Origin of the sequence: Pseudomonas sp. B23(2017) (assembly GCF_002113725.1) — a bacterium.
In the GTDB taxonomy this organism is placed as follows: Bacteria; Pseudomonadota; Gammaproteobacteria; order Pseudomonadales; family Pseudomonadaceae; genus Aquipseudomonas; species Aquipseudomonas putida_Z.
On sequence record NZ_NEJM01000001.1, the window covers coordinates 703,829 to 728,676 of the forward strand.

At 63.8% G+C, this 24,848-nt stretch carries 27 protein-coding genes; 14 read left to right on the forward strand and 13 right to left on the reverse strand.

Translation table 11 applies throughout. The annotated features are described in order from the left end of the window. Positions 1-14 precede the first annotated feature (14 nt). The gene (locus tag CAG46_RS03185) at positions 15-992 is read right to left on the reverse strand and encodes an NADPH:quinone reductase (protein WP_085616045.1); all 978 of its coding nucleotides are present in this window, start codon (positions 990-992) and stop codon (positions 15-17) included. A gap of 134 nt (positions 993-1,126) precedes the next feature. Between CAG46_RS03185 and hemF the strand changes: the two genes are divergently transcribed. Continuing rightward, positions 1,127-2,038, forward strand: a complete 912-nt coding sequence (gene hemF, locus CAG46_RS03190; RefSeq protein ID WP_019098072.1) for an oxygen-dependent coproporphyrinogen oxidase — start codon at positions 1,127-1,129, stop codon at positions 2,036-2,038. Positions 2,039-2,063: 25 nt separating this feature from the next. Further along, positions 2,064-2,888, forward strand: a complete 825-nt coding sequence (gene aroE, locus CAG46_RS03195; protein ID WP_085616047.1) for a shikimate dehydrogenase — start codon at positions 2,064-2,066, stop codon at positions 2,886-2,888. A gap of 143 nt (positions 2,889-3,031) precedes the next feature. On the opposite strand, the gene CAG46_RS03200 is transcribed toward aroE, so the two are convergent. From CAG46_RS03200 to betC, 3 genes are all read right to left on the reverse strand, one after another. Continuing rightward, positions 3,032-4,597 carry a SulP family inorganic anion transporter gene (locus CAG46_RS03200; protein ID WP_085616049.1) on the reverse strand — a complete coding sequence of 522 codons (1,566 nt, stop codon included), beginning with the start codon at positions 4,595-4,597 and terminating at the stop codon, positions 3,032-3,034. A 126-nt stretch (positions 4,598-4,723) separates the two neighbouring features. Next, a complete protein-coding gene (gene choX, locus CAG46_RS03205) occupies positions 4,724-5,653 on the reverse strand; it encodes a choline ABC transporter substrate-binding protein (protein WP_085616051.1) in 930 nt (309 codons plus the stop codon). 14 nt (positions 5,654-5,667) lie between these two features. After that, a complete protein-coding gene (betC, locus tag CAG46_RS03210; RefSeq protein ID WP_085616053.1) occupies positions 5,668-7,185 on the reverse strand; it encodes a choline-sulfatase in 1,518 nt (505 codons plus the stop codon). 108 nt (positions 7,186-7,293) lie between these two features. Here betC and CAG46_RS03215 point away from each other — a divergent pair, with 108 nt between their 5' ends. Then, positions 7,294-8,193 carry a LysR family transcriptional regulator gene (locus CAG46_RS03215; RefSeq protein ID WP_025337194.1) on the forward strand — a complete coding sequence of 300 codons (900 nt, stop codon included), beginning with the start codon at positions 7,294-7,296 and terminating at the stop codon, positions 8,191-8,193. Between the two features lie 121 nt (positions 8,194-8,314). Here CAG46_RS03215 and CAG46_RS03220 read toward each other — a convergent pair whose 3' ends face one another. After that, positions 8,315-8,932 (reverse strand): NAD(P)-dependent oxidoreductase, encoded by a 618-nt coding sequence (locus CAG46_RS03220; protein ID WP_085616055.1) that lies wholly within the window; start codon positions 8,930-8,932, stop codon positions 8,315-8,317. A gap of 52 nt (positions 8,933-8,984) precedes the next feature. Between CAG46_RS03220 and CAG46_RS03225 the strand changes: the two genes are divergently transcribed. Then, positions 8,985-9,317, forward strand: coding sequence for a DOPA 4,5-dioxygenase family protein (locus CAG46_RS03225; protein WP_013970278.1), 333 nt, complete (start codon positions 8,985-8,987; stop codon positions 9,315-9,317). Between the two features lie 120 nt (positions 9,318-9,437). Here the strand turns inward: CAG46_RS03225 and trpA are convergent, their stop codons facing one another. Together trpA and trpB are read right to left on the reverse strand one after the other, a co-directional pair. Beyond that, complete coding sequence (gene trpA, locus CAG46_RS03230) at positions 9,438-10,247, reverse strand: tryptophan synthase subunit alpha (RefSeq protein ID WP_015268450.1); 810 nt, start codon at positions 10,245-10,247, stop codon at positions 9,438-9,440. Then, positions 10,244-11,461, reverse strand: a complete 1,218-nt coding sequence (gene trpB / locus CAG46_RS03235; RefSeq protein ID WP_015268451.1) for a tryptophan synthase subunit beta — start codon at positions 11,459-11,461, stop codon at positions 10,244-10,246. Before trpB ends, trpA begins: the two co-directional genes overlap by 4 nt. Before the next feature lie 110 nt (positions 11,462-11,571). Here trpB and CAG46_RS03240 point away from each other — a divergent pair, with 110 nt between their 5' ends. Further along, a complete protein-coding gene (locus CAG46_RS03240) occupies positions 11,572-12,468 on the forward strand; it encodes a LysR family transcriptional regulator (protein WP_085616057.1) in 897 nt (298 codons plus the stop codon). Here the strand turns inward: CAG46_RS03240 and CAG46_RS03245 are convergent. Continuing rightward, entirely contained in the window at positions 12,465-12,788 is a 324-nt protein-coding gene (locus CAG46_RS03245) for a YqjD family protein (RefSeq protein ID WP_003261039.1), read from the reverse strand. The genes CAG46_RS03240 and CAG46_RS03245 overlap by 4 nt on opposite strands. 150 nt (positions 12,789-12,938) lie before the next feature. Between CAG46_RS03245 and CAG46_RS03250 the strand changes: the two genes are divergently transcribed. Together CAG46_RS03250 and CAG46_RS03255 are read left to right on the forward strand one after the other, a co-directional pair. Then, on the forward strand, positions 12,939-13,151 hold the full coding sequence (locus CAG46_RS03250; RefSeq protein WP_085616059.1) for a dodecin: 213 nt from the start codon (positions 12,939-12,941) through the stop codon (positions 13,149-13,151). Between the two features lie 101 nt (positions 13,152-13,252). Next, positions 13,253-13,474 carry a DUF1161 domain-containing protein gene (locus CAG46_RS03255; RefSeq protein ID WP_003261041.1) on the forward strand — a complete coding sequence of 74 codons (222 nt, stop codon included), beginning with the start codon at positions 13,253-13,255 and terminating at the stop codon, positions 13,472-13,474. Positions 13,475-13,572: 98 nt separating this feature from the next. On the opposite strand, the gene CAG46_RS03260 is transcribed toward CAG46_RS03255, so the two are convergent. Continuing rightward, positions 13,573-14,577 (reverse strand): LLM class flavin-dependent oxidoreductase, encoded by a 1,005-nt coding sequence (locus CAG46_RS03260; protein ID WP_085588901.1) that lies wholly within the window; start codon positions 14,575-14,577, stop codon positions 13,573-13,575. A gap of 152 nt (positions 14,578-14,729) precedes the next feature. Between CAG46_RS03260 and CAG46_RS03265 the strand changes: the two genes are divergently transcribed. Then, a complete protein-coding gene (locus tag CAG46_RS03265; protein WP_013970285.1) occupies positions 14,730-15,155 on the forward strand; it encodes an OsmC family protein in 426 nt (141 codons plus the stop codon). Positions 15,156-15,228: 73 nt separating this feature from the next. Beyond that, positions 15,229-15,462: a DUF1161 domain-containing protein gene (locus CAG46_RS03270; protein ID WP_003261043.1), complete on the forward strand. Its 234-nt coding sequence runs from the start codon at positions 15,229-15,231 to the stop codon at positions 15,460-15,462. Between the two features lie 96 nt (positions 15,463-15,558). On the opposite strand, the gene CAG46_RS03275 is transcribed toward CAG46_RS03270, so the two are convergent. After that, on the reverse strand, positions 15,559-15,972 hold the full coding sequence (locus CAG46_RS03275; RefSeq protein WP_013970286.1) for a hypothetical protein: 414 nt from the start codon (positions 15,970-15,972) through the stop codon (positions 15,559-15,561). 55 nt (positions 15,973-16,027) lie between these two features. Further along, on the reverse strand, positions 16,028-16,441 hold the full coding sequence (locus CAG46_RS03280; RefSeq protein ID WP_015268455.1) for a hypothetical protein: 414 nt from the start codon (positions 16,439-16,441) through the stop codon (positions 16,028-16,030). Positions 16,442-16,526: 85 nt separating this feature from the next. Here CAG46_RS03280 and CAG46_RS03285 point away from each other — a divergent pair, with 85 nt between their 5' ends. Next, on the forward strand, positions 16,527-17,600 hold the full coding sequence (locus CAG46_RS03285) for an aminopeptidase (RefSeq protein ID WP_085616061.1): 1,074 nt from the start codon (positions 16,527-16,529) through the stop codon (positions 17,598-17,600). Between the two features lie 117 nt (positions 17,601-17,717). Here CAG46_RS03285 and CAG46_RS03290 read toward each other — a convergent pair whose 3' ends face one another. Both CAG46_RS03290 and CAG46_RS03295 read right to left on the reverse strand, forming a co-directional pair. Beyond that, a complete protein-coding gene (locus CAG46_RS03290; protein WP_085616063.1) occupies positions 17,718-18,368 on the reverse strand; it encodes an HAD family hydrolase in 651 nt (216 codons plus the stop codon). Between the two features lie 121 nt (positions 18,369-18,489). After that, the gene (locus CAG46_RS03295) at positions 18,490-19,038 is read right to left on the reverse strand and encodes a gamma carbonic anhydrase family protein (protein ID WP_003261048.1); all 549 of its coding nucleotides are present in this window, start codon (positions 19,036-19,038) and stop codon (positions 18,490-18,492) included. 66 nt (positions 19,039-19,104) lie between these two features. Here CAG46_RS03295 and prlC point away from each other — a divergent pair, with 66 nt between their 5' ends. The 4 genes from prlC to CAG46_RS03315 all read left to right on the forward strand — a co-directional run bounded on the left by prlC (position 19,105) and on the right by CAG46_RS03315 (position 24,725). Next, positions 19,105-21,192, forward strand: coding sequence for an oligopeptidase A (gene prlC / locus CAG46_RS03300; RefSeq protein WP_085616066.1), 2,088 nt, complete (start codon positions 19,105-19,107; stop codon positions 21,190-21,192). Next, positions 21,189-21,470, forward strand: a complete 282-nt coding sequence (locus CAG46_RS03305) for a YheV family putative zinc ribbon protein (protein WP_013970292.1) — start codon at positions 21,189-21,191, stop codon at positions 21,468-21,470. The genes prlC and CAG46_RS03305 overlap by 4 nt, the downstream gene beginning before the upstream one ends. 124 nt (positions 21,471-21,594) lie before the next feature. Beyond that, positions 21,595-23,589, forward strand: coding sequence for a M3 family metallopeptidase (locus CAG46_RS03310; protein ID WP_085616068.1), 1,995 nt, complete (start codon positions 21,595-21,597; stop codon positions 23,587-23,589). A 77-nt stretch (positions 23,590-23,666) separates the two neighbouring features. After that, the gene (locus tag CAG46_RS03315; RefSeq protein WP_075046853.1) at positions 23,667-24,725 is read left to right on the forward strand and encodes a PA0069 family radical SAM protein; all 1,059 of its coding nucleotides are present in this window, start codon (positions 23,667-23,669) and stop codon (positions 24,723-24,725) included. The last annotated feature ends 123 nt before the right edge of the window (positions 24,726-24,848 follow it).

Below are 24,848 nucleotides of genomic sequence, written 5' to 3' on the forward strand. Positions count from 1 at the left end.
CTGTGGGAGTGGGCTCAGGGGATCAGTACAGTCGACCCGACAGTCCTGCGCGCCGACAGCTCCGCCTGTGCCTTGGCCGCCTCACTCAGCGGATACCGCTGCTGGATATCCACAACTAGCTTGCCGCTGCCAATCATCGCAAACAGGTCATCGGCCATGGCCTGGGTATTCTCGGCATTGTTGGCATAGGTCGCCAACGTGGGCCGGGTCACATACAGCGAGCCCTTCTGCGCCAGAATCCCCAGGTTCACCCCGCTCACTGCCCCCGAGGCATTGCCAAAGCTCACCATCAACCCGCGCGGCTGCAGGCAGTCCAGCGAGGTCAGCCAGGTGTCGGCACCCACACCGTCATACACCACCGGGCATTTCTTGCCGTCGGTCAGCTCCAGCACCCGCTGGGCCACGTCTTCACGGCTGTAGTCGATGGTCGCCCACGCCCCCAGCGCCTTGGCCCGCTCGGCCTTCTCGGCAGAGCTCACGGTCCCGATCAGCTTGGCGCCCAAGGCCTTGGCCCACTGGCACGCCAACGAACCCACGCCGCCAGCTGCTGCGTGGAACAAGATCACGTCACCCGCCTTCACCTCATAGGTCTGCTTCAGCAGGTACTGCACGGTCAAACCTTTGAGCATCACCGCCGCTGCCTGCTCGAAGCTGATGTTGTCGGGCAGCTTCACCAGGTTGGCTTCCGGCAGCGTATGCACCTCGCTATACGCGCCCAGCGGGCCGCCGGCATGGGCCACGCGGTCACCCACTTTCAGCCGGGTCACGCCCTCGCCCACGGCTTCGACCACGCCAGCCGCTTCCGTGCCCAGCCCCGAAGGCAGGGATGGCGGTGCATACAGCCCGCTGCGGAAGTAGGTATCGATGAAGTTCAGGCCGATCGCATGGTTACGCACACGCACCTGCTGTGGCCCTGGCGGGGCAGGTTCGAATTCCACAAACTGCAGCACTTCCGGGCCGCCATGCTGGCTGAACTGGATACGCTTGGCCATCTCGCACTCCTGTCGTATGGGTCGGGAAAGGCCTTCTATCGGACGCCTTTGCTTGATCGCCGTCAACTGCGGCGCGCGGGCTGGGGGTGGTATGCTACGCGGCGAATTCTTCCCTGCCCGTTCCTGGTGACCCGATGACTAGCCGCACCGAGGCCGTGAAAGCCTACCTGCTCGACCTGCAAGACCGCATCTGCTCTGCCCTCGAAGCTGAAGACGGCGGCGCCCGCTTCGTCGAGGACGCCTGGGTGCGCGAAGCCGGTGGCGGGGGCCGCACGCGGGTGATCGGCGATGGCAAGGTGATCGAGAAAGGCGGGGTCAACTTTTCCCACGTGTTCGGCGCCGGTCTGCCGCCGTCGGCCAGTGCCCACCGTCCCGAGCTGGCGGGCCGTGGCTTCGAGGCCCTGGGCGTGTCGCTGGTGATCCACCCGCACAACCCGCATGTGCCCACTTCCCACGCCAACGTGCGCTTCTTCATCGCCGAAAAGGAAGGTGAAGAGGCTGTCTGGTGGTTCGGCGGCGGCTTCGACCTGACCCCGTACTACGGCAATGAAGAAGACTGCATCCACTGGCACCGTGTGGCCGAGCAGGCCTGTGCGCCGTTCGGCGCCGACGTGTACCCCCGCTACAAGGCCTGGTGCGACCGCTACTTCCACCTCAAACACCGTGGCGAGCCACGCGGCATCGGTGGCTTGTTCTTCGATGACTTGAACGAGTGGGACTTCGACACCTGCTTCGCCTTCATCCGCGCCATCGGCGACGCCTACGTCAACGCCTACCTGCCGATCATCCAGCGCCGCAAGGACACCCCTTACACCCCGCAGCAGCGCGAGTTCCAGGAATACCGCCGTGGCCGCTACGTGGAGTTCAACCTGGTCTACGACCGTGGCACCCTGTTCGGCCTGCAGTCCGGTGGCCGCACCGAGTCCATCCTCATGTCGTTGCCGCCGCAGGTGCGCTGGGGCTACGACTGGAAGGCCGCGCCCGGCAGCGAAGAAGCACGCCTGACCGAGTACTTCCTGCAGGACCGCGACTGGCTCGGCCAGTAAGCCTGTGGATAATCAAGGAGCCGTCATGGACCAGTACGTCGTTTTTGGTAACCCCATCGGCCACAGCAAGTCGCCGCTGATCCATCGCCTGTTCGCCGAACAGACCGGCCAGGACCTGGAATACGCCACCCTGCTGGCGCCGCTGGACGAGTTCAGCGACTGCGCGCGCGGCTTCTTCAAGCAAGGCTGCGGTGGCAACGTCACCGTGCCGTTCAAGGAAGAGGCCTTCCGCCTGTGCGACAGCCTGACCCCGCGTGCCCAGCGCGCTGGCGCGGTGAATACGCTGAGCAAGCTGGCCGATGGCAGCCTGCAGGGCGACAACACCGATGGCGCTGGCCTGGTGCGCGACCTGACGGTGAATGCCGGGGTCGAGCTGGCGGGCAAACGCATTCTGATCCTGGGTGCTGGTGGCGCGGTGCGTGGCGTGCTGGAGCCGATCCTGGCGCACAAGCCGCAGTCGCTGGTGATTGCCAACCGGACTGTGGAAAAGGCCGAGCAGCTGGCGCGTGAGTTCGATGAGCTGGGGCCGGTGGTAGCCAGCGGGTTTGCCTGGTTGCAGGAGCCGGTGGATGTGATCATCAATGCCACCTCGGCGAGCCTGGCCGGTGAGTTGCCGCCGATTGCCGACAGCCTGGTCGAGGCGGGGCGCACGGTTTGCTACGACATGATGTATGGCAAGGAGCCTACGCCGTTTTGCCAATGGGCCGAGAAGCTGGGGGCGGCCAAGGTGCTGGATGGGCTGGGGATGCTGGCTGAGCAGGCGGCTGAGGCTTTCTTTATCTGGCGTGGGGTGCGGCCGGATACGGCGCCAGTGTTGGCTGAGTTGCGCCGGCAGCTGGCTCGGGGCTGAGATTGTTGGGGCCGCTGCGCGGCCCATCGCGACACAAGGCCGCTCCTACAGGGGACCGCGTCAGCAGGCATTGCGCGGTCGGTGTAGGAGCGGCCTTGCGTCGCGATGGGCTGCGCAGCAGCCCCAAAAATCTCAACCCAACATCACTCTTCAAACCGGATCGGACAAAGCTCCACCCCTTCCAGCTTCTGCAACTCCTCGATCACCTGCGGCCTGGCCCGGTGCAGGGTCAGACTCCCCCCCGCCCGCCGCAACCGCCGCGCCTCGCGGTGCAACATATCCACACCCGAGTAATCGATGAAGTTCACCTGCCGCGCATCGATCACCACATGCGGCCCCTGGCAGCGCTGCAAGCGCACCTGCAGGTAATGCGCCGCACCAAAGAAGATCGACCCGCCCACCCGCAGCACGTCCGCCTCCCCTTCACGGCTCTGCTGCACCCGTGGCCGCGAGGTGCGCTTCAGATAGAAGAACAGCGACGCCAGCACACCGGCATAGATCGCCGTCTGCAGCTCCAGCAACAAGGTCGCTGCCGCCGTCAGCGCCATTACCAGAAACTCCGAGCGGCTGACCCGGAACAGCGCACGAATCCCCCGGTGGTCCACCAACCCCCAGCAGATCAGCAGGATGCTGCCGGCCATGGCCGGAATCGGCAGGTGCGCGATCAGACCGGCCCCGGCAACGGCGAACACCGCCACCCACAGCGCCGAGAATACCCCGGCCATGGGCGAGCGGGCGCCGGCGTCGTAGCTCAGCCCGGAGCGGGTGAAGGAGCCGGAAGACAGGTAACCGGAGAAAAACGCACCGACGATGTTCGACAGGCCCTGTGCGCGTATTTCCTGGTCTGCGTCGATCAACTGCTCCGAACGTGCCGACAATGAGCGGGCAATCGACAGGCTGGTGACCAGCCCGAGCATGCCCACTGCCACGGCGCTGGGCAGCAGGCGCAGGATCAGTTCCACATCCAGCAAGGGCAGCGGGCTGAAGGGTGGCAGCTGGCCGGTGAATGCCGGCACACGCGGCACATGGCCAAAGAACCCGGGCAGCAGCCAGGCCAGCAGGCTTACCAAAATCAGGCTTATCAACAGGCTGGGCCAGCGTGGGCGCCAGAGCTTGAAGCCCACGCCGATCACTACTGTGGCCAGGCCCAGAATCAAGGACGGCAGGTCGACCTCGCCGGCATGGCTGGCCAGGTCCTGCACGGTCTTCAACGCCGTAGCCTGGCTTGGCAGGTCTATGCCCAGCAGGTTGGGCAGCTGGCCCAGGGCAATGACGACAGCGGCGCCCAGGGTGAAGCCGAGCACCACGGAATGGGAGACGAAATTGACCAGTGCGCCGAAGCGCAAAAGCCCCAGCAGCAACTGGAAGATGCCGCCGACGAAGGTCAGCAGCAGCACCAAGGTGACATAGTCGGTGCTGCCGGCAACGGCCAGCGGGCTGATACTGGCGTAAAGGACGATGGAGATGGCAGCGGTCGGGCCGCAGATCAGGTGCCAGGACGAGCCCCACAGGCAGGCGATCAGCACTGGCACGATGGCGGCGTACAGCCCGTACTCGGCCGGCAGGCCGGCGATCAGGGCATAGGCGATGGATTGCGGCAGGGCGAGGATTGCACCGCTCAGGCCCACCAGCAGGTCCTGGCGCAGGCTGCGGCCCGATTGGCGGGGGAGCCAGGAGAGGAAGGGCAGCAGGTGAGTGAGGCGATGCATGGGTTATCCACAATCCTGAAATTGCACTGTCCCCTGTGGGAGCGGGTTTACCCGCGAATGCTGCAGTGAATCTACCGACGCATTCGCGGGTGAACCCGCTCCCACAGGGTTCGCGTTGGTGCGAGACTACAGTTTCGCGCTGACGGCCTCCAGCGCATTGCCATCGGCCTTGGTCGTCACCCCGGCCAACCACCCTTCCAGCAACTCGGGGTGCGCCTTCAGCCAAGCCTTGGCCGCATCATCGAAGCTGATCTTCTTGTCCACAACTTCGGCCATGATGGTGTTTTCCATGTCCAGCGTGAACTTCAGGTTGCCCAGCAGCTTGGCCGCATTCGGGCAGGCTTGTGGATAACCCTTGCGGGTCAGGGTATACACCTCGCCCTTGCTGCCAAACCACTTCTCCCCGCCGCTCAGGTAATGCATCTTCAGCTTCACGTTCATCGGGTGCGGGGTCCAGCCGAGGAAGGTGATGAACTGCTGTTTCTTCACCGCCCGGTCGACCTGCGCCAGCATCGCCTGCTCGCTGGACTCCACCAGCTTCCACTGGCCGAGGTTGAATTCATTCTTGTCGATGATTTCCTTCAACGACAGGTTGGCCGGTGCCCCGGAACCGATCCCGTACAGCTTCTTGTCGAACTGGTCGGCGTGTTTCTGCAAGTCGGCAAAATCCTTCACCCCGGCATTCCACACATAGTCGGGCACTGCCAGGGTGAACTCGGTTCCTTCCAGGTTGCGTGAAAGCTGCTGCACATCGCCGTTGGCGATGAACTTCTCATGAAAGCCCTGCTGTGCCGGCATCCAGTTGCCGAGGAAGGCATCGACGCGGCCATCCTTGAGGCCGCCGTAGATGATCGGCACGGCCAGGCTGTCGATTTTCACCCGGTAACCCAAGCTTTCCAGAAGCAGGCGGGCCAAGGCGTTGGTCGTGGCGATGTCGCTCCAGCCGGGGTCGGCCATCTTCACGGTGGTGCATTGCGCGTCGCTGTCGGCGGCGTGGGCCGTGGCGGTACCCAGGCTCAGGGCCAGGGCGAACACGGCGGCGGAGAACTTGTGCATGGCGGCCTCTTTTCTCAATCCAGGGGGGCGGGCTGTGGATAACGTGCCTTGCGCTCGAGGTCGTCGAGATCGATGTGGTTGCGCATGTACTGTTGGCTGGCGTCCACCAGCGGTTGGTGGTCCCAGCTTTTCAGCTTGCCGATGGCCAGCGCCTCGGCCACCAGGCGGCGGCGCCGCTGGCTGGCAAGAACCTGCTGGCGCAGGCTGGGGATATCCCAACGTTGCTGTGCTTCATCGACAAATGCCTGCAGCAGCGCCTGGTGTTCCGGGCTGCCGGTGAGGTTCTCCCGCTCGTGCGGGTCGCGGCTCAGGTCATAGAGTAGGCATGGGTCGTCTTCGCTGTACACGAACTTGTACGGCCCGCGGCGGATCATCATCAGCGGGCCGACGGTGCCTTCGGCCATGTATTCGCCGATCACTTCGTCATGGCCGCCCTGCCCTTGCAGGTGGCCGACCAGCGAGCGGCCATCCAGGTGCAGGTGGTTATCCACAGCACCTCCGGCCAGCTCGACCAAGGTCGGCAGCAGGTCGCAGGTAGACACCGAGGCACTGACCCGGGCTGGCGCGAAGCGCTTCGGCGCGTGCACCAGCAGCGGCACCCGCGCCGACATCTCGAACCAGTGCATCTTGTACCAGAGGCCACGCTCGCCAAGCATGTCGCCGTGGTCGCCGGAGAACACGATCAGGGTGTCGTCGGCCAGGTTGCATTCCTCCAGGGTCTGCAGCAGCAGGCCGATGTTGTCATCGATGTAGCTGCAGGCGCCGAAGTAGGCACGGCGGGCGTCACGGATGTTGTCCACAGGCAGCGGCTTGTTCCACAGGTCGTAGACCTTCAGCAGGCGCTGCGAGTGCGGGTCGAGTTCTGCCTGGTCGAATTCGGCGCGGGGCATGGGGATATCCACACCCTCGTAGCGATCCCAATAGCGCCGGGGGATGGTGTAGGGGTCGTGCGGGTGGGTCATCGACACGGTCAGGCAGAACGGTCGGCCATCGTTTTCGCGCACATGGTCGTACAGGTACTGGCGCGCCTTGAACACCACCTCCTCGTCGAAATCCAGCTGGTTGGTGCGCACGCACGGGCCGGCCTGCAGTACCGAGGACATGTTGTGATACCAGCTCGGGCGCACGTCCGGTTCATCCCAGTTCACCGCCCAGCCGTAGTCGGCGGGGTAGATATCGCTGGTCAGGCGTTCTTCGTAGCCATGCAGCTGGTCCGGGCCGCAGAAGTGCATCTTGCCCGACAGCGCGGTGCGGTAGCCAAGGCGGCGCAGATAGTGGGCGTAGGTCGGCACATCGGCGGGGAAGTCGGCGGCGTTGTCGTAGGCGCCGATGCGACTGGGCAACTGGCCGCTGACCAGAGTGAAGCGCGACGGCGCGCACAACGGGCTGTTGCAGTAGGCCGAGTCGAACACCACCGCCTGTTCGGCAAGGCGGCTCAGGTGCGGCATCTGGATCGGCGAAGAGGCGTAGATCGGCAGCAAGGGCGCGGCCATCTGGTCGGCCATGATGAACAGGATATTCGGGCGCGTCATGGTGGCTTCCATCGTTGAGGGTTATGCGAACCGCTTGCCTATCAAGATGCGACTGTGGATAACATGGGTAAAGCCCATGGCGGGCAATAACTGGGATTAGCCACACTTATGTTTGACCACCTTGCCGAGCTGTCGCTGGATACCTTGCGCGTGTTCGAGGCCGCCGCGCGGTTGCGCGGCTTTACCGCTGCGGCGCTGGAGCTGGGTACCACGCAGCCAGCGGTGAGCCAGCAAGTCAAACGGCTGGAGGCACAGTTGGGCACGCGCCTGTTCGACCGCATTTACCGGGGTATCGAGCTGACCGAGGCTGGCCAGGTGCTGTTCGAACAGGTGCATCAGGGCCTGCAGGCCATGGAGGACGGCATCGCCCAGGCCAGTGGGCGCGGCCAGCGCGAAGTGCTGCAGGTGGCTACCGACTTCGCCTTTGCGGCGTTCTGGCTGATGCCACGGCTGCAGCGTTTTCACGAGGCTTATCCACAGGTGGACGTGAGCCTGGTGACCGGTGAGCGCAGCCAGGGCATGTTGCGACCGGACATCGATGTGGCGGTGCTGTTTGGCGACGGGCGTTTTCACCAGGGCGAGAGCCGCTGGCTGTTCGATGAGGAGGTTTTCCCTGTGTGCAGCCCCCGGCTGATTCATGGCAAACCCTTGTCAGCCGTGGCTTTGCAACGATTGCCCTTGCTGCACTTGAAGGGCGAGCAGGCTAGCCGTTGGTTTGACTGGGCGGGGGTGTTTCGCGGGTTTGGGGTGGCCAGCCCGCCACCGGCCGGGCAGTTGCGGTTTGATAACTATACGTTGCTGATCCAGGCGGCGATTGCCGGGCAAGGGGTGGCGATTGGCTGGGGGCACCTGGTGGATGGGCTGGTGGAGCAGGGGTTGCTGTGCCGGCCGTTGGAGGGGAGTTTGCGCTCGGCGCGCGGGTATTACGCGGTGCTGCCACCACGCAAGCGGCGTGGGGCGTTGATCGAGCGGTTTGTGGATTGGCTGGAGCAAGAGCGTAGCCTTTGAGATTTTGGGGCCGCTTTGCGGCCCATCGCGACACAAGGCCGCTCCTACAAAGGTACTGCCCACGCCGGCCCGTGTAGGAGCGGCCTTGTGTCGCGATGGGCTGCACAGCAGCCCCGGCAATCTAGACCACGAAGTTCAGATGCTCGCCCCGGTGCAAATCCAGCTCCAGCATATCCACCATCCCTGCCGCGACCCTGGCCAGGTGCCGCAACGGCTCGGCCAACCCCGGCTCCAGCGTACCTTCGGTGCTGCGAAAATGCTCCATCCCCAACCCGGCCAGTTCCTGCGGGGCATTGATCAGCGTCCAGTGCAACGCACTGCGCTGTAACCCGTCCACCACCTGGTCCACACACTCCCGCTCCGCCTCGCTGTACTTGCCCGGCTCATCCAGCACATCGAAATCGCCCACCAGCAGCAGCCGGCGTATAGTCGTACGCTTCAGCCCCGCCACCAGCGCCTCGCTCATGCGGGCTTGCCCGGGCAGATCGCCCGGCGCCAGCGTCGACAACAGGGCAATTACTGCCGACCCGCCTGCCGCGCCCTGCTCCGCCTGGTTGGCATCGCCCAGCCCGCCTATCTTGAAATGCAGGCCGGGGCGCGGCGCGTGGCGGTTGAGGTCGTCGACCACGGCGGTGACTTCGTGCTGGCGCGACAGCAGCTCTACCATCAGGGCGTTGCCCAGGCTGCTTTCAGGCCCGAACAGGACCAGTTTGAACACTGGGGTTTCGGCGTTTTTCACTGCATCACTCCCTTTGCAGGTGGTGATGGTTGGACCGCAATCAGGAGTTATCGTGCAGAGGATCAAGGGTTACCACGCCCACGTTTACTACGACGCAGCGACCATGGACCAGGCCCGTGAACTGTGCGAGGAGGCGGCGCGGCTGTTTCCCGTGACCATGGGGCGCATGCACCAGAAACCGGTGGGGCCGCATCCGGACTGGAGCTGCCAGCTGGCCTTCGAGCCGGAGTTTGTGGGGGTGGTGCTGCCGTGGTTGGCGCTGTATCGGAAGGGGTTGGTGGTGTTCATGCACCCGCTGACCGGTGATGAACTGGCGGACCACCGTGACCATGCGATCTGGATGGGGGCTGTGCGGCCGCTGGATCTGTCGATTTTCGGGGGTTAGATCTTCATTGTCTGTACCGGCCTCATCGCCGGCAAGCCAGCTCCCACAGGGATATCACAGGGCCTGAGGGCGGCGCTGTACCTGTGGGAGCTGGCTTGCCGGCGATGAAGGCGACGCGGTTCAACGGCGGGCGCCGCGCACCCCTTCAGCCAGTGCCGAGCACAGGCTCAATACATCGTTGACTGCCTGCTCGGCACTCTTGGCCTGGGCAATCTTGTCGACCAGTGCCGAGCCCACCACCACGCCGTCCGACAGGCGGGCAATGGCCGCAGCCTGCTCCGGCGTACGAATGCCGAAACCAACGCTGATCGGCAGATCGGTATGCCGACGCAGGCGGGCAATGGCTTCGGTCACGTGCTCGGTGGTCGCCGAGCCGGCGCCGGTGACACCGGCCACCGACACGTAGTAGACGAACCCGGAGCTGCGCTCCAGCACGCGCGGCAGGCGCGCGTCGTCTGTGGTCGGGGTGGTCAGGCGGATGAAGTCGATACCCGCAGCCTGGGCCGGGGTCGCCAGTTCGGCGTCGTGCTCTGGCGGCAGGTCGACGATGATCAGGCCATCGACACCCGCTTGTTTGGCTTCGGCCACGAACTTTTCCACGCCAAAGCGGTGGATCGGGTTGTAGTAGCCCATCAGTACGATCGGTGTGGCCTGGTTGTCCACACGGAATTCGCGAACCATCTGCAGGGTCTTGGCCAGGGTCTGGCCGGCTTCCAGGGCACGCAGGGTGGCCAGCTGGATGGCCACGCCGTCGGCCATCGGGTCGGTGAACGGCATGCCCAGTTCGATCACGTCGGCACCGGCTGCCGGCAGGCCCTTGAGGATCTGCAGCGAGGCGTCATAGCCCGGGTCGCCCGCGGTGACGAAGGTGACCAGTGCCGAGCGGCCTTCGGCCTTCAGCTCGGCGAAGCGTTGTTCAAGACGGCTCATGCCTGTTTCTCCTGGGCGGCCATGTGGTTCATGACGGTTTGCATGTCTTTGTCGCCGCGGCCCGACAGGCACACGACCATCAGGTGGTCCTTGGGCAGCTTCGGTGCGCGCTTGATCGCTTCGGCCAGTGCGTGGGAGCTTTCCAGGGCCGGGATGATGCCTTCCAGGCGGCAGGTGGCGTGGAACGCATCCAGCGCTTCGTCGTCGGTGATGCTGACGTACTCGACACGCTTCACTTCGTGCAGGTAGGCGTGCTCCGGGCCGATGCCCGGGTAGTCCAGGCCGGCGGAAATCGAGTGGGCGTCGGTGATCTGGCCGTCTTCGTCCTGCAGCAGGTAGGTGCGGTTGCCGTGCAGCACGCCCGGTACCCCGCCGTTCAGGCTGGCGGCGTGCTTGTCGGTGTGCACGCCATGGCCACCAGCTTCGACGCCGATGATCTGCACGCTTGGCTCTTCGAGGAACTCATGGAACAGGCCCATGGCGTTGGAGCCGCCACCGACGCAGGCAACCAGACTGTCTGGCAGGCGGCCTTCCTTCTCTTGCAGCTGGGCGCGGGTTTCCTTGCCGATGATCGACTGGAAGTCGCGGACCATGGCGGGGTACGGGTGCGGGCCGGCCACGGTGCCGATCAGGTAGAAGGTGTCTTCGACGTTGGTGACCCAGTCGCGCAGGGCCTCGTTCATGGCGTCCTTCAGGGTGCCGGTGCCGGCGGTGACCGGGACGATCTCGGCGCCCAGCAGCTTCATGCGGAACACGTTGGCCTGCTGGCGCTCGATGTCGGTGGCGCCCATGTAGATCACGCAAGGCAGGCCGAAGCGGGCAGCGACGGTGGCGGTGGCCACGCCGTGCATGCCGGCGCCGGTTTCGGCGATCAGGCGCTTCTTGCCCATGCGCTTGGCCAGCAGCACCTGGCCAATGCAGTTGTTCACCTTGTGCGCGCCGGTGTGGTTGAGTTCTTCACGCTTGAAGAAGATCTTCGCGCCGCCGCAGTGCTCGGTCAGGCGCTCGGCGAAGTACAGCGGGTTGGGGCGGCCGATGTAGTCGCGTTGGAAGTAGGCCAGCTCTTCGAGGAACTTGGGGTCTGCCTTGGCCGCTTCGTATTCGCGGGCCAGGTCCAGCACCAGTGGCATCAGGGTTTCGGCCACGTAGCGGCCGCCGAACGAGCCGAACAGGCCGTTGGCGTCGGGGCCGGGGCGGTATTGGGACTGGGTCATGGGGCGCTCCAGGGCGTAATGAATGAGTGATGGGCTTTACTCTAACCACGGCAAGCCCGGCTGAAAACCGATAAGATTGCGCAAACTTGTCAGAAAAACTCACAGGTAAAATGGCTTACGACCTCCCTCCCCTCAATGCCCTGCGGGCCTTCGAGGCTACCGCACGGCTCAACAGCGTCAGCCAGGCGGCCGAAGCGCTGCACGTCACCCATGGCGCCGTCAGCCGGCAGATCAAGGTACTTGAAGAGCACCTGGGCGTAGCGCTGTTCGTGAAGGACGGGCGTGGCATCAAACTCACAGATGCCGGCGTACGCCTGCGCGATGCCAGTAGCGAAGCCTTCGACCGCCTGCGCAGCGTGTGCGCCGAGCTCAGCCACGATGTCAGCGAGGCGCCGTTTGTGCTGGGCTGCTCGGGCAGCCTGCTGGCGCGCTGGTTCATCCCGCGGTTGGGGCGGTTGCAGGCGGATTTGCCTGAGCTGCGCCTGCACCTGTCGGCCGGTGAAGGCGACCTGGACCCGCGGCGGCCAGGGCTGGATGCGCTGCTGGTGTATGCCGAGCCGCCATGGCCGGCGGACATGCAGGTGCATGTGCTGGCCGAGGAGCGCATCGGGCCGGTGCTCAGCCCGCATTTCGCCGGTTTCGAGCGCTTGCAGGGCGCGCCGGCCAAGGCATTGCTGGGCGAAGCCTTGCTGCACACCACCTCGCGCCCGCAGGCTTGGCCGACCTGGGCGCTGGAACAGGGGCTGGAGCCGGCGACCCTGCACTATGGCCAGGCTTTCGAGCACCTGTATTACCTGCTGGAAGCTGCGGTGGCCGGGTTGGGTGTGGCGATTGCGCCGCAGCCGCTGGTCGCTGATGACCTGCGGGCGGGCCGTTTGAGTGCGCCGTGGGGCTTTTCACCTACCCCTGCGGCATTGGCGCTGTGGGTGCCCAGGCGCGCCGCGGACGGGCGCGCCGAGCAGTTGGCGCAGTGGCTAAGGGCAGAACTGGCGCGACAGGGCGCTTAGTTGCGTTTGCACATCAGGTACGCCGCCAGCAGGCCTAGCGCGCCAATGGCGACGCCGGCGGTGGTGTACGGGTGTTCCTGGGCATAGTCGCGGGTGGCGATGCCGGTCTGGCGGGTGCGGTGCTTCACTTCCTCGTAGGCATCGCTCAACAGGTGGCGCGAATGACGCAGGGCACTCTCGGCGTTGCTGCGGATTGCCTTCACCGATTTCTGGGACTCCTCCGACGCATCATGCTTGAGGTTTTCCAGGCTTTTCAGAAGGCTCTCGATCTCCGCTTCCATGCTTTCCAGGGACGTTCTACGCAGCGAATTGCGGTGCATGTTGACTCTCCTTTGCAGTATGGACTGTAAGGATTGCGACCTTGGGCCCGCGGGAAAGTGCGATCGAACTTTCGCCAATGGTGACCGCTCGCAGGTAAACCAGGCCTGCGCTGCTAGGCTCAATCTCACCATCATCCGAGGAGAGCGCTCATGACCGATCACACCTACAAGAAGATCGAACTGGTGGGGTCTTCGACCACCAGCATCGAAGAGGCGATCAACAATGCCCTGGCCGAAGCCGGCAAGAGCATCAAGCACCTGGAGTGGTTCGAAGTGATAGATACCCGCGGCCATATCCGTGACAACAAGGCGGCGCACTTCCAGGTCACGCTGAAGGTCGGCTTCCGTATCGCCAATAGCTGAAACACTGCCGGGCTGGATGAGCCCGGCATGATGGGGTATTTAGGGAGGGGGCGCCTTGGCGGGCGCCCTTTCTGATTTCATCTGCACAAGGAAAGCGAGTGATGAACAAACTGATTCTGGCGCTGGGCCTGATGACCCTGGCCGGTGGTGCGCTGGCGGCGGGCAAGCCGTGCGAGGAACTCAAGGCAGAGATTGCGGCCAAGCTGGATGCCAAGGGTGTTACCGGCTACAAGCTGGAGATCGTCGACAAGGGCGACCCGGCCGGCAAGGTGATTGGCAGTTGCGAGGCTGGTACCAAGGAGATTGTGTACCGGCGCGGCTAATGTGCTGGCTTCTTCGCGGGCTCGCCCGCTCCCACAGGGATATCACAGGCCTGAGAGCGACGCTGTACCTGTGGGGGCGGGCAAGCCCGCGAAGAAGTTCACGCGGTCTTGAGAGCCTGCGCCATCAGTTCATAGGACCGAATACGGTCCGCATGCTCATACAAATCACAGGTGAAGATCAGCTCATCCGCCCCGGTCTGCTCCAGCAGCACTTCCACCTTGGCACGCACCTTCTGCGGGCTGCCGATCATCGCCAGGCCTAGGAAGCTGCCCACCGCATCCCGCTCATGGGGTAGCCACAGCCCGTCCATGCTTTCCACCGGCGGCTTCTGCATCAGGCTCTGCCCACGAATCAGCGCGAGGATGCGCTGGTACACCGACGTGGCCAGGTACTCGGCCTTTTCGTCGGTTTCCGCCACCACCATGGGGATGCCCAGCATCACATACGGCTTGTCCAATGTGGTCGAGGGCTTGAAGTGGTTGCGGTACACGCGGATCGCCTCGTGCATGTAGCGCGGCGCAAAGTGCGAGGCGAAGGCGTAGGGCATGCCGCGCATGCCGGCCAGTTGAGCGCTGAACAGGCTGGAGCCGAGCAGCCACATCGGTACGTCGGTGTCGTGCCCTGGTACGGCGATCACTTTTTGATCATCGGTACGCGGGCCGAGGTAGCGTGACAGTTCCTCGACATCGTCCGGGAAGTCATCCGGGCCGCCGGCGCGGTCGCGGCGCAGGGCGTAGGCGGTCATCTGGTCGGAACCCGGCGCGCGGCCCAACCCCAGGTCGATGCGCCCCGGGTACAGGCTGGCCAGGGTGCCGAACTGCTCGGCGATCACCAGCGGCGCATGGTTGGGCAGCATGACCCCGCCAGAGCCCACGCGAATGCTCGAGGTACCCCCCGCCAGGTAGCCGATCAGCACCGAAGTCGCCGAACTGGCGATGCCGTCCATGTTGTGGTGCTCGGCCACCCAGAAGCGGTTGTAGCCAAAGCGCTCGACGTGCTGCGCCAGGTCCAGCGAGTTGCGCAGCGACTGCGCCGGGCCGGCGTCGGCGCGTACCGGCACCAGGTCGAGGGTGGAAATCTTCAGGTCACGCAGCTGCGTCATGGAGCCTCCGCAAAGGTATTTGGCCAAAGGCCTTTTCAACTCTGTATGGGCACATTCGACGGATTCAATGCTTGCCGTGCGATTGCTCTGAACTTGCCGTAGGCGGCTGACCTCTGAAGCCATAAGCATGTAACCCGAGACCAGGAGGCATCATGAAAAAGACAGCATCGGCGATCTGGCAAGGTGGCCTGAAGGACGGCAAAGGCCTGCTTTCTACCGAAAGTGGCGCGCTCAAGCAGAACCCCTACGGCTTCAACACCCGTTTCGAGGGCTCGCCCGGGACCAACCCGGAGGAGCTGATCGGTGCGGCGCACGCCGGCTGCTTCTCGATGGCACTGTCGATGATGCTGGGCGAAGCGGGGTTCACCCCGGACAGGATCGACACCGCTGCCGAAGTGACACTCGACAAGCAAGCTGATGGATTTGCCATTACGGCGGTGCATCTGGTGCTCAGGGCCAAGGTGCCTGGGGCGAGTGAAGCGCAGTTCTTGCAGATCGCCGACAAGGCCAAGGCCGGTTGCCCGGTGTCCAAGGTGCTGAACGCGAAGATCAGCCTGGATGCGGCGCTGGTGGGTTGAAGCAGTGCAATGAGGGCGGTTTGTTGTAGTCTAAACAGCGTCGGCAGCACGCTGCCCTTTCAGGAGCCGTTTCATGATTCGCGTAGCAATCACCGTGTTGGCTTCCCTGGTCGCCACATCTGCGTTGGCGGCGGTCAAGCCGTGCGAGGAGCTCAAAGCCGAGATCGAGGCCAAGATCCAGGCCCAGGGTGTTTCGTCCTATACCCTGGAGATCGTGCCCAACAGCGAGGTCAAGGACCAGAACATGGTCGTCGGGACCTGCGATGGTGGGACCAAGAAGATCATTTATCAGAAGAATGATCGGTAGGTTCAGGATTTTGGGGGCCGCTTTGCGGCCCTATCGCGACACAAGGCCGCTCCTACAGGGATCGCGTATGTCCTGTAGGAGCAATGCAGCCCCAGGTCAAGGAATGCAGAACACCTCGCTAGGCTCGTTCACCACCACCTTGCGGCTGCCGTCATACAGCAGCACCTGCGGTTCCATCACCGGCGCCCGTGCCTCCAGGCGATAGCGTTCACCGGCCTTGAAGTTGTCAAAGCGCACGGTCAGGTAGCAGGTACGGTCCCTGGGCTGGGTCATGAGGCCGCCCCCATATATCTCGTAATCGAAGCGCACTACCAGTTCGTGCTTGCCTGGCGTCACCTGGAAGTAGCGGCCATCCTCCAAGCGCTTGCCGTCGAGGCGGTCGGCCATGATCACCCTGCCGGGAGTCATGGTGTACAGGTCGACCCAGGCCTGCTTGGGGTCGACGGGCGGCAAGGGGCTGGCGCAAGCCCCCAGTGCACTGAGGGCGATCAGCATCATGGGCTGGCGCATGGCAAGACTCCCACTTGCGATTCATAGGCTACAAGCATAGCGCCGTTTGTGCGTTTCAGGTGCGCTGGCAGCCTGCAGGCAAGCCCTGGCCAACCAGTTTTTGCTGATGGTCGTAGAGTTTGATCCAGGGGCGGAAACCGATGCTGCCAGCCTGCAGCTGGTAGCGCTGGCCGGCACTGAAATCCTTGAAGGTCAGTTTGACCTGGCAATCCCGCCACAAAGGCTCCTCGACCGGGCCGATATTGCTGGGGGTAACCGGAAACTGGTAGCGCACGGTCAGCTCGTGGCTGCCGGGCTGTACTTCGAAGTAACGGCTGTCGGCCCAGTCGCGTTCATCTACCTGCACGGCGTGCAGCGAGGTGTTGTCGTAGGGCGTGAGGTCGATCCAGGCCTGGTTCGGGTCCGGGTCTGGCAAGGTCGAACAGGCGGATATCAGCAACAGTGAGCCGGTGACCAACAGTGCACGCATGGCGAAACTCCCCCTTGGCGAGATAGTCTTGGAGTGAATCGGCCTTGAGCGAGTCAGACAGTCCCGGATGCTTCGACTTATTCTTATGCAGCGCTCAGGCCCTGGGCCACTCGACCTTGTTTTCACCCGTTTGGTTCCCCTGCTGGCGGTGCTCCTGCTGAACGGTTGCAGCAGCGCCGCCTACTATGGACAGTTGGCCGAGGGCCAGTGGCAGCTGCTACGCGCACGGCAGCCAGTGGATCAGGTAGTGGCCAACCCGGCCACTTCAGCGCAATTGCGCGCGCGCCTGGAGCACGCCAAGCAGGCGCGGGCATTTGCCAGCCAGCAGCTGAAGCTGCCGGACAACCGCAGCTACCGGGTGTACGCCGACCTTGGCCGGCCCTACGTGGTATGGAATGTGTTCGCCACCCCCGAGCTGTCGTTGCAGCCAGTGACGCACTGCTTCCCGATCGCAGGGTGTGTTGCCTATCGCGGCTATTACCAGCAAGGCGCGGCGCGTGGGGCGGCGGCGTTGATGCGCCAGGACGGCATGGATGTATACGTGGGCGGCGTGGAGGCTTATTCGACCCTGGGCTGGTTCGACGACCCGATCCTGTCGTCGATGGTGGGCTGGAGCGACGAGCGCCTGGCCACGCTGATCTTCCATGAGTTGGCCCACCAGCGCTTCTATGTGCAGGACGACACCGAGTTCAACGAGTCGTTTGCCTCATTCGTCGAGCAGGAAGGCACGCGGCAATGGCGCGTGGCGCGGGGCCTGGCTGCCTCTGGCGGGGAGCAGGGGCAGCAGCGTGAGCAGTTCATCCGGTTGGTGCTGGCCAGCCGCGAGCGGTTGCAGGCGATTTATGCCGGGCCTCTGGATGATGTGCAGAAGCGGGCGGTCAAGCAGGCGGAGTTCGAGCGGCTTAGGCGGGAATACCGGCAAGTGCGTGATGCCCAGTGGGGTGGTGACAAGCGCTATGACGCCTGGATGTATGGGCCGATGAGCAATGCCAAGTTGCTGCCCTTCGGGCTGTATGACCAGTGGGTACCGGCGTTTGCGGCGGTGTTCCGTGAGGTGGGTGGCGACTGGGCGCGGTTTTATCAGCGGGTCGAGCAACTGGGGCGGTTGCCGATTGAAGAGAGGAAAGTGGCGTTGCAGCGGTTGATGGTGAACCTGTGAGAATTTGGGGCCGCTTTGCGGCCCATCGCGACGCAAGGCCGCTCCTACAGAAGATACGCGATCGCCTGTAGGAGCGGCCTTGTGTCGCGATGGGCTGCAAAGCAGCCCCCAGGGCCATCAAGCCTTGAGGAAAGCCTGATGCATCTCGGCCAAGGTAGCAAAGTGGTAGGCCGGCTCTTCCGCCACCAGTTCTTCCTGGCTACCAAACCCGTACCCCACCGCCACCGCCTGCAAGCCATTGCTGCGCGCACCGATCAGGTCATGCTTGCGGTCGCCGATCATCAGCGTCTGCGCCGGGTCCAACCCTTCTTCATCAAGCAGGTGGCGAATCAGCTCGACCTTGTTGGTGCGCGTGCCATCCAGTTCACTGCCGTAGATCACCTTGAAGTGGTGGTCGAAGGCGAAGTGCCGGGCGATTTCACGGGCGAACTCCCATGGCTTGGAGGTGGCGATGTACAGCGTGCGACCCTGGCCGTTCAGGGCCTCGAGCAGCTCCGGCACACCTTCGAACACCAGGTTTTCGTACAGGCCGGTGACCCTGAAGCGTTCCCGATAGAAGTTCACCGCATCCCAGGCCTTGGCTTCGTCGAAGCTGTAGAACTGCATGAAGGCCTGCAGCAGGGGTGGGCCGATGAAGTGCTCGAGGCGGGTGAGGTCCGGCTCGTCGATGCCCAGTTTGGCCAGGGCATACTGGATCGAGCGGGTGATGCCCTGGCGCGGGTCGGTCAGGGTGCCGTCGAGGTCGAAGAGGATGTTTTGCTGGTGCATTTGCGGGTTCCACTTTGAATGCTGCGTGGTCTTCTTCGCGGGTAAACCCGCTCCCACAGGGATATCACAGGGCCTGAGGCCGGCGCCGTACCTGTGGGAGCGGGTTTACCCGCGAATGCGGTCATTCAGGTTGATCGTAGCCTTCGGCCAAGTGCTGGTCCTTGAGCTTCACATAGTTACTGGCGCTGTAGGCAAAAAATGCGTGTTCCTGGTCGTTCAGCAGCCGGGCCTGTTTCACCGGGCTGCCCATGTACAGGTAGCCACTGACCAGGCGCTTGCCCGGCGGCACCAGGCTGCCGGCGCCGATGATCACTTCGTCCTCGACGATGGCGCCGTCCATGATGGTGCTGCCCATGCCGACCAGGATGCGGTTGCCCAAGGTGCAGCCATGCAGCATGACCTTGTGGCCGATGGTCACTTCGTCACCGATGATCAGCGGGAAGCCGTCCGGGTTGAACGGGCCGGCATGGGTGATGTGCAGCACGCTGCCGTCCTGCACGCTGGTACGCGCGCCAATGCGGATGCGGTGCATGTCGCCGCGTATCACGGTCAACGGCCAGACGGAGCTGTCTTCACCGATTTCCACGTCCCCCAGCACTACCGCCGATCGGTCGACGAAGGCCCTGGGCCCAACTTTCGGAGTGTGTTGCTGGAAGCTTCGGATGGCCATGATAGCGTCTCTCATCTGTGCCGATAGGCAGGCTGCCTGCTGCGGTCGGCGTCGATTGTAATTAAGATGGGGCAGTGTTTCTTCTGCCAAGGTATCCAAACCGTGAGTGCGAACAACCCGCTTCTGCAGTCCTACGATCTGCCGCCCTTCTCGCAAATCCGTGCCGAACACGTATTGCCGGCAATCGAAGCGATCCTGGCCGACAACCGTAAAGCCATTGCCGAGATCCTCGAAAAGCAGGGCAAGAACCCTACCTGGGCTGGCCTGGTGCTGGCCATGGACGAACTGAACGACCGCTTGGGCGCCGCCTGGAGCCCGGTCAGCCACCTCAATGCGGTGTGCAACAGCGCGCAGCTGCGCGAAGCCTACGAGTCGTGCCTGCCAGCGCTGAGCGCCTACTCTACCGAACTGGGCCAGAACCGTGCGCTGTTCGAAGCCTACCAGGCGCTGATCGACAGCCCCGAGGCCGCCGGTTTCGACGTGGCGCAAAAGACTATCCTCGAGCATGCCCTGCGTGACTTCCGCCTGTCGGGTATCGACCTGCCGGCGGATAAACAGCAACGCTACGCCGAAGTGCAGAGCAAGCTCAGCGAGCTGGGCAGCCGTTTCTCCAACCAGCTGCTCGACGCTACCCAGGCCTGGACCAAGCACGTTACCGACGAAGCCGCGCTGGCCGGCCTGACCGACTCGGCCAAGGCGCAGATGGCCGCCGCCGCCCAGGCCAAGGGCCTCGACGGCTGGCTGATCACCCTGGAATTCCCCAGCTACTACGCGGTGATGACCTACGCCAGCGACCGCGCCCTGCGCGAAGAGCTGTACGCCGCCTACTGCACTCGCGCCTCGGACCAGGGCCCGAATGCCGGCCAGTTCGACAACGGCCCGGTGATGCAGGAAATCCTCGGCCTGCGCCAGGAACTGGCCGAACTGCTGGGCTACAAGAACTACGCCGAGCTGAGCCTGGCCACCAAGATGGCCGAGTCCAGCGACCAGGTGCTGAGCTTCCTGCGTGACCTGGCCAAGCGTTCCAAGCCGTTCGCCGCCCAGGACCTGGAGCAGCTCAAGGCCTACGCCGCCGAGCAGGGCTGCCCTGAGCTGGCCAGTTGGGACGCCGGCTACTTCGGCGAGAAGCTGCGCGAGCAGCGTTACAGCGTGTCGCAGGAGGCCCTGCGCGCCTACTTCCCGATCGACAAGGTGCTGGGTGGCCTGTTCAGCATCGTGCAGCGCCTGTACGGCATCGAGATCGCCGAACTCAAGGGCTTCGACAGCTGGCACCCGGATGTGCGCCTGTTCGAGATCAAGGAAAACGGCCAGCACGTCGGCCGCTTCTTCTTCGACCTCTACGCCCGCGCCAACAAGCGTGGCGGCGCCTGGATGGATGGCGCGCGGGACCGTCGCCGCACAGCCGCTGGCCAGTTGCAGAGCCCGGTGGCCAACCTGGTGTGCAACTTCACCCCGGCCGCGCCCGGCAAGCCGGCGCTGTTGACCCACGATGAAGTCACCACCTTGTTCCACGAGTTCGGCCACGGCCTGCACCACATGCTGACCCGCATCGAGCATGCCGGTGTATCCGGCATCAACGGCGTGGCCTGGGACGCGGTCGAACTGCCGAGCCAGTTCATGGAAAACTGGTGCTGGGAGCCGGAAGGCCTGGCACTGATCTCCGCCCACTACGAAACCGGTGCCCCACTGCCCCAGGACCTGCTGGACAAGATGCTGGCGGCGAAAAACTTCCAGTCGGGCATGATGATGGTGCGCCAGCTGGAGTTCTCGCTGTTCGACTTCGAGCTGCATGCCACCCATGGCGACGGCCGCAGCGTGCTGCAGGTGCTCGAAGGCGTACGCGACGAGGTGTCGGTCATGCGCCCACCGGCGTACAACCGCTTCCCCAACAGCTTTGCGCACATCTTCGCTGGTGGTTATGCCGCGGGCTACTACAGCTACAAGTGGGCCGAAGTGCTGTCGGCCGACGCCTTCTCGCGCTTCGAGGAAGAAGGCGTGCTGAATGCCGAAACCGGCCGTGCCTTCCGTGAGGCTATCCTGGCACGCGGTGGTTCGCGCGAGCCGATGGAGCTGTTCGTCGACTTCCGTGGCCGAGAGCCTTCCATCGATGCCTTGCTGCGCCATAGTGGCCTGAGCGAGGGCGCTGCAGCATGAGCGAGGTAGCCGTGAACAAGACCAAGAAACGCTTCATTGCCGGGGCGGTATGCCCGGCGTGCAGCGAGACCGACAAGCTGATGATGTGGAACGAAGACGGCGTACCGCACCGCGAGTGCGTGGCCTGCGGCTTTACCGACACCCTCAACGAGCAGGGCTTGTCGGTGCCGAAGGAGCTCGGCACCCGGGTCAACCATCTGGAACCGAAAGCCGCGCCGGCCAAGGTACAGACGGTGCAGTTCTTCCCCAACCCGAAGCTGAAGAAACCGGCTGAATAAAGCCGTCGTGCCGCCCGGGCGCCGTGCCCGGGCCAGCATGCCCGGGTGGTAGATAGTCAGGCCACCTGCTGCACGCTGGCCATGCAAGCTCGCCTGCTCTTCTCTACGAGCAAGGTGTTGCACCATGGACAACCCCCTTCTGCAAAATAGCCATATCCCCGTCGATTATCCGTCGATCACGCTTCAAAACATGCAAGTTGCCTTCGACCACGTGCTGTTGGCGCACGAGCAAGGCATAGAACGCATCATCCGCGACCAGCAGGCACTGCCAACCTGGGATGACATGGTGCTGGCGGTGGACGGGCTGGATAGTCAGCTTCTGACGGTGTTGTATGCCGCCTCGCCATTGGTTGGTCGGGATGAAGCCTGGGCTGGTGCCATTTTCGACTTCTTCGCCAAGGCTACGGAGCGGTTCGAACAGAAATTCACCAACTCCGCACTGCAGGCCCTGTATGAGCGCTTGGCCAACAGCGACATCGGCAAGCAGCTGGATGCCCAGAAACGCGCCACGTTGCGCTGGCATCTGCGCAAGTTCGCCTCAAGTGGTGCATCGCTCGACCCTGCAGGCAAGTTGCGCTTGGCCGAACTGCTGAAACAGATTGGCGCTGCGCGGGAGGCGTTTCGCAGCAACATCAACCGACCAGGGCTGAGCATCACGGATGAATCCGAACTGAGCGGTGTACCTCAACGCATCCGTGACGAGCTGGCTACAAGGGCACAGGAGGCGGGTGAGCCGGGTTGGTTGATTGCGTGTGAAAGCGTGACCACCGACGCCGTGCTCAAACATGCTGACAACAGGCAGCTGCGCGAGCGCGTGTACCGGGCTTATAACACCCGAGGCGTCGGCCTTGGCCAACAGCAGGATAATCGCTCGCACCTGGAGCAACTGGCGAGGCTGCTGGAAGAAAAGGCCCACCTGCTCGGCTTTGCCAGCCATCTGGAGCAGAGCCTGCAGATGAAGAGCGCAGGTTCGGTTGCCCAGGTGCGCGGCTTTCTTCATGACCTGGCCGACCATGTGCGGCCGGCCGTGCTGCAGTGGCGTGCAGATATGCAGCATCAGGCCGCAGCCAAAGGTTTGGGGAATGTCCAACCTTGGGACATTGCCTACCTGCAGGCCTCGTCGCGCGAGGTGCTTTCCACCGAAGCCTTGCGCGAACATTTCCCGCTGAATGCCGTGGTCAGCGCATTGCAGCAGTTGGCGGAAAAACTGTTTGGTGTAACGCTGCTGGCCAAGCCGCTGGCAACCTGGGATGACAGCGTGCAACCGTTCGAGGTGTGGCAGGACAACGCCTTGATCGGTTTCCTGTACCTGGACGCCGTACAGCATGCCGGCAAGCAACCTGACTCGGTATTCACCACCTACATTCGCAACCGCCGGGTCGATGCCGAGGGCATCTTCCAGGCAGCCTCGGTGGTGGTCTACAGCGACGTGCCTGCAGCGCTGCCGGGTAGCCAGCCGTTGCTGGACCATCTGTCACTGCGCAAGCTGTTCCATGAGTTTGGCCATGCCTTGCACCATTTGCTGGTGCGCACGACCAACCACGTGATGTCCAATGTCACCGAACTCGGTACCGATGGCGTGGAGCTGTTCGGCAAGCTGTTCGAACGTTGGGTCTGGGACGCGGATTACCTGGTGGAGATCTCTTCGCCGCTCCAGGATGGCAGCAAGCTTTCCCGGCCCCGGGTCGATGAGTGCCTGCGCCGCTTGCGGCAGCAAGGTGTGGAAGAAACCGCGCGCGACCTGAGCATGGCGCTGTTCGACCTGGACCTGCATGGCATGCCGAACGATGGCCGGTCCCTCGAGCAGCGCCTGGGCGATGCCCGTGAGCATTGTGGCTACTGGCCCCTGGCCGATTTCGAGCACCCGGCGCATGCCTTCGACCATCTGGTAAACGGCTACGATGCCGGTTACTACGCCTATCTGTGGTCGGACGTGCACGCCTTCGACCTGTTCACCCGCTTCGAGGCCCAAGGCCTGCTGGACCGGGCCACAGGCCAGGCGCTGCAGGAGGCATTGCTTGCCCCAGGGGCATCGCGACCGTTGCGTGAAGGTATCGAGGTGTTCCTCGGCCGGCAATCGAGCCAGCTGCCCTTTCTGCGTTGGCATGGCCTGAAGTGAACGTGCGCTGACCGGAGGTGCTGGAAAGAATCAGGCAGGCAATATACTGTATATGAATACAGTATCCGGGATAGGCCATGATTCCTCCAGCACCGCAAAAGGGCCGTGGCACGGCGCACAATCCGCACAACCGCTTTGCCCCCAGCCATTCGGTGGCGGAGGATGATGGCTGGTACCAGGAGGTGCCGCAAACCCAGGGCACCGAGGTGCGGGTAGAGACGGCCAAGTCGGTGATCAGCCGCAACACCTCGCCCGACCTGCCCTTCGACCGCTCCATCAACCCTTACCGTGGCTGCGAGCACGGTTGCATCTACTGCTATGCCCGCCCTTCCCACGCCTACTGGGACCTTTCCCCCGGCCTGGATTTCGAGACCAAGCTGATTGCCAAGACCAACGCCGCCGAGGTGCTCGCGCAACAACTGAGCAAACCGGGTTACGTGTGCGCGCCGATCAACCTGGGTTCCAATACCGATCCGTACCAGCCGATCGAACGTGAACAACTGCTGACCCGGCGCCTGCTCGAAGTGCTGCTGCGTTTTCGCCACCCGGTGACCATCGTCACCAAGGGGGCGCTGGTGCTGCGCGACCTCGACCTGCTGGCCGAGATGGCTCGCCAGCGCCTGGTACGGGTGATGATCAGCCTGACCACGCTGGACGATGACCTGAAACGGGTGCTGGAACCGCGCGCGGCGTCACCCAAGGCGCGCTTGCGGGCGATCCGCGTGTTGCGCGAGGCGGGAGTGCCGGTGGGCGTGTTGTGTTCGCCGATGATTCCGATGATCAACGACAGCGAACTGGAGCGGCTGCTGGAGGCGGCGAGGGAGGCAGGTGCACAGAGCGCAGCCTACATGATGTTGCGCCTGCCGCTGGAAGTGGCACCGTTGTTCGAACAATGGCTGCAGGACCATTACCCGCAGCGGGCGGCGCATGTATTGAGCCTGATCCGCCAGAGCCGCGGCGGTGAACTGTATGACAGCCGGTTTGGTGCACGCATGCGCGGTGAAGGCGTGTTTGCCGAGTTGCTGGCGCAGCGCTTTGCCAAGGCCATGAAGCGGCTGGAGTTCGAAGGGCGAGAAGCGCAGGCGCTGGATTGTTCGGCGTTTTGCCCGCCGGGTGGGCAGATGGCGCTGTTCTGATGCTTGAGCCATTGCACGGCCCTTGTGGGAGCAACTGTCTTGCTCAATTTCTAAAATCTAGCGCGTCACCTGTGGGAGCGGGCTTGTCCCGCGAACACGGGCGAAGCCCGTGCCATCCAGCGC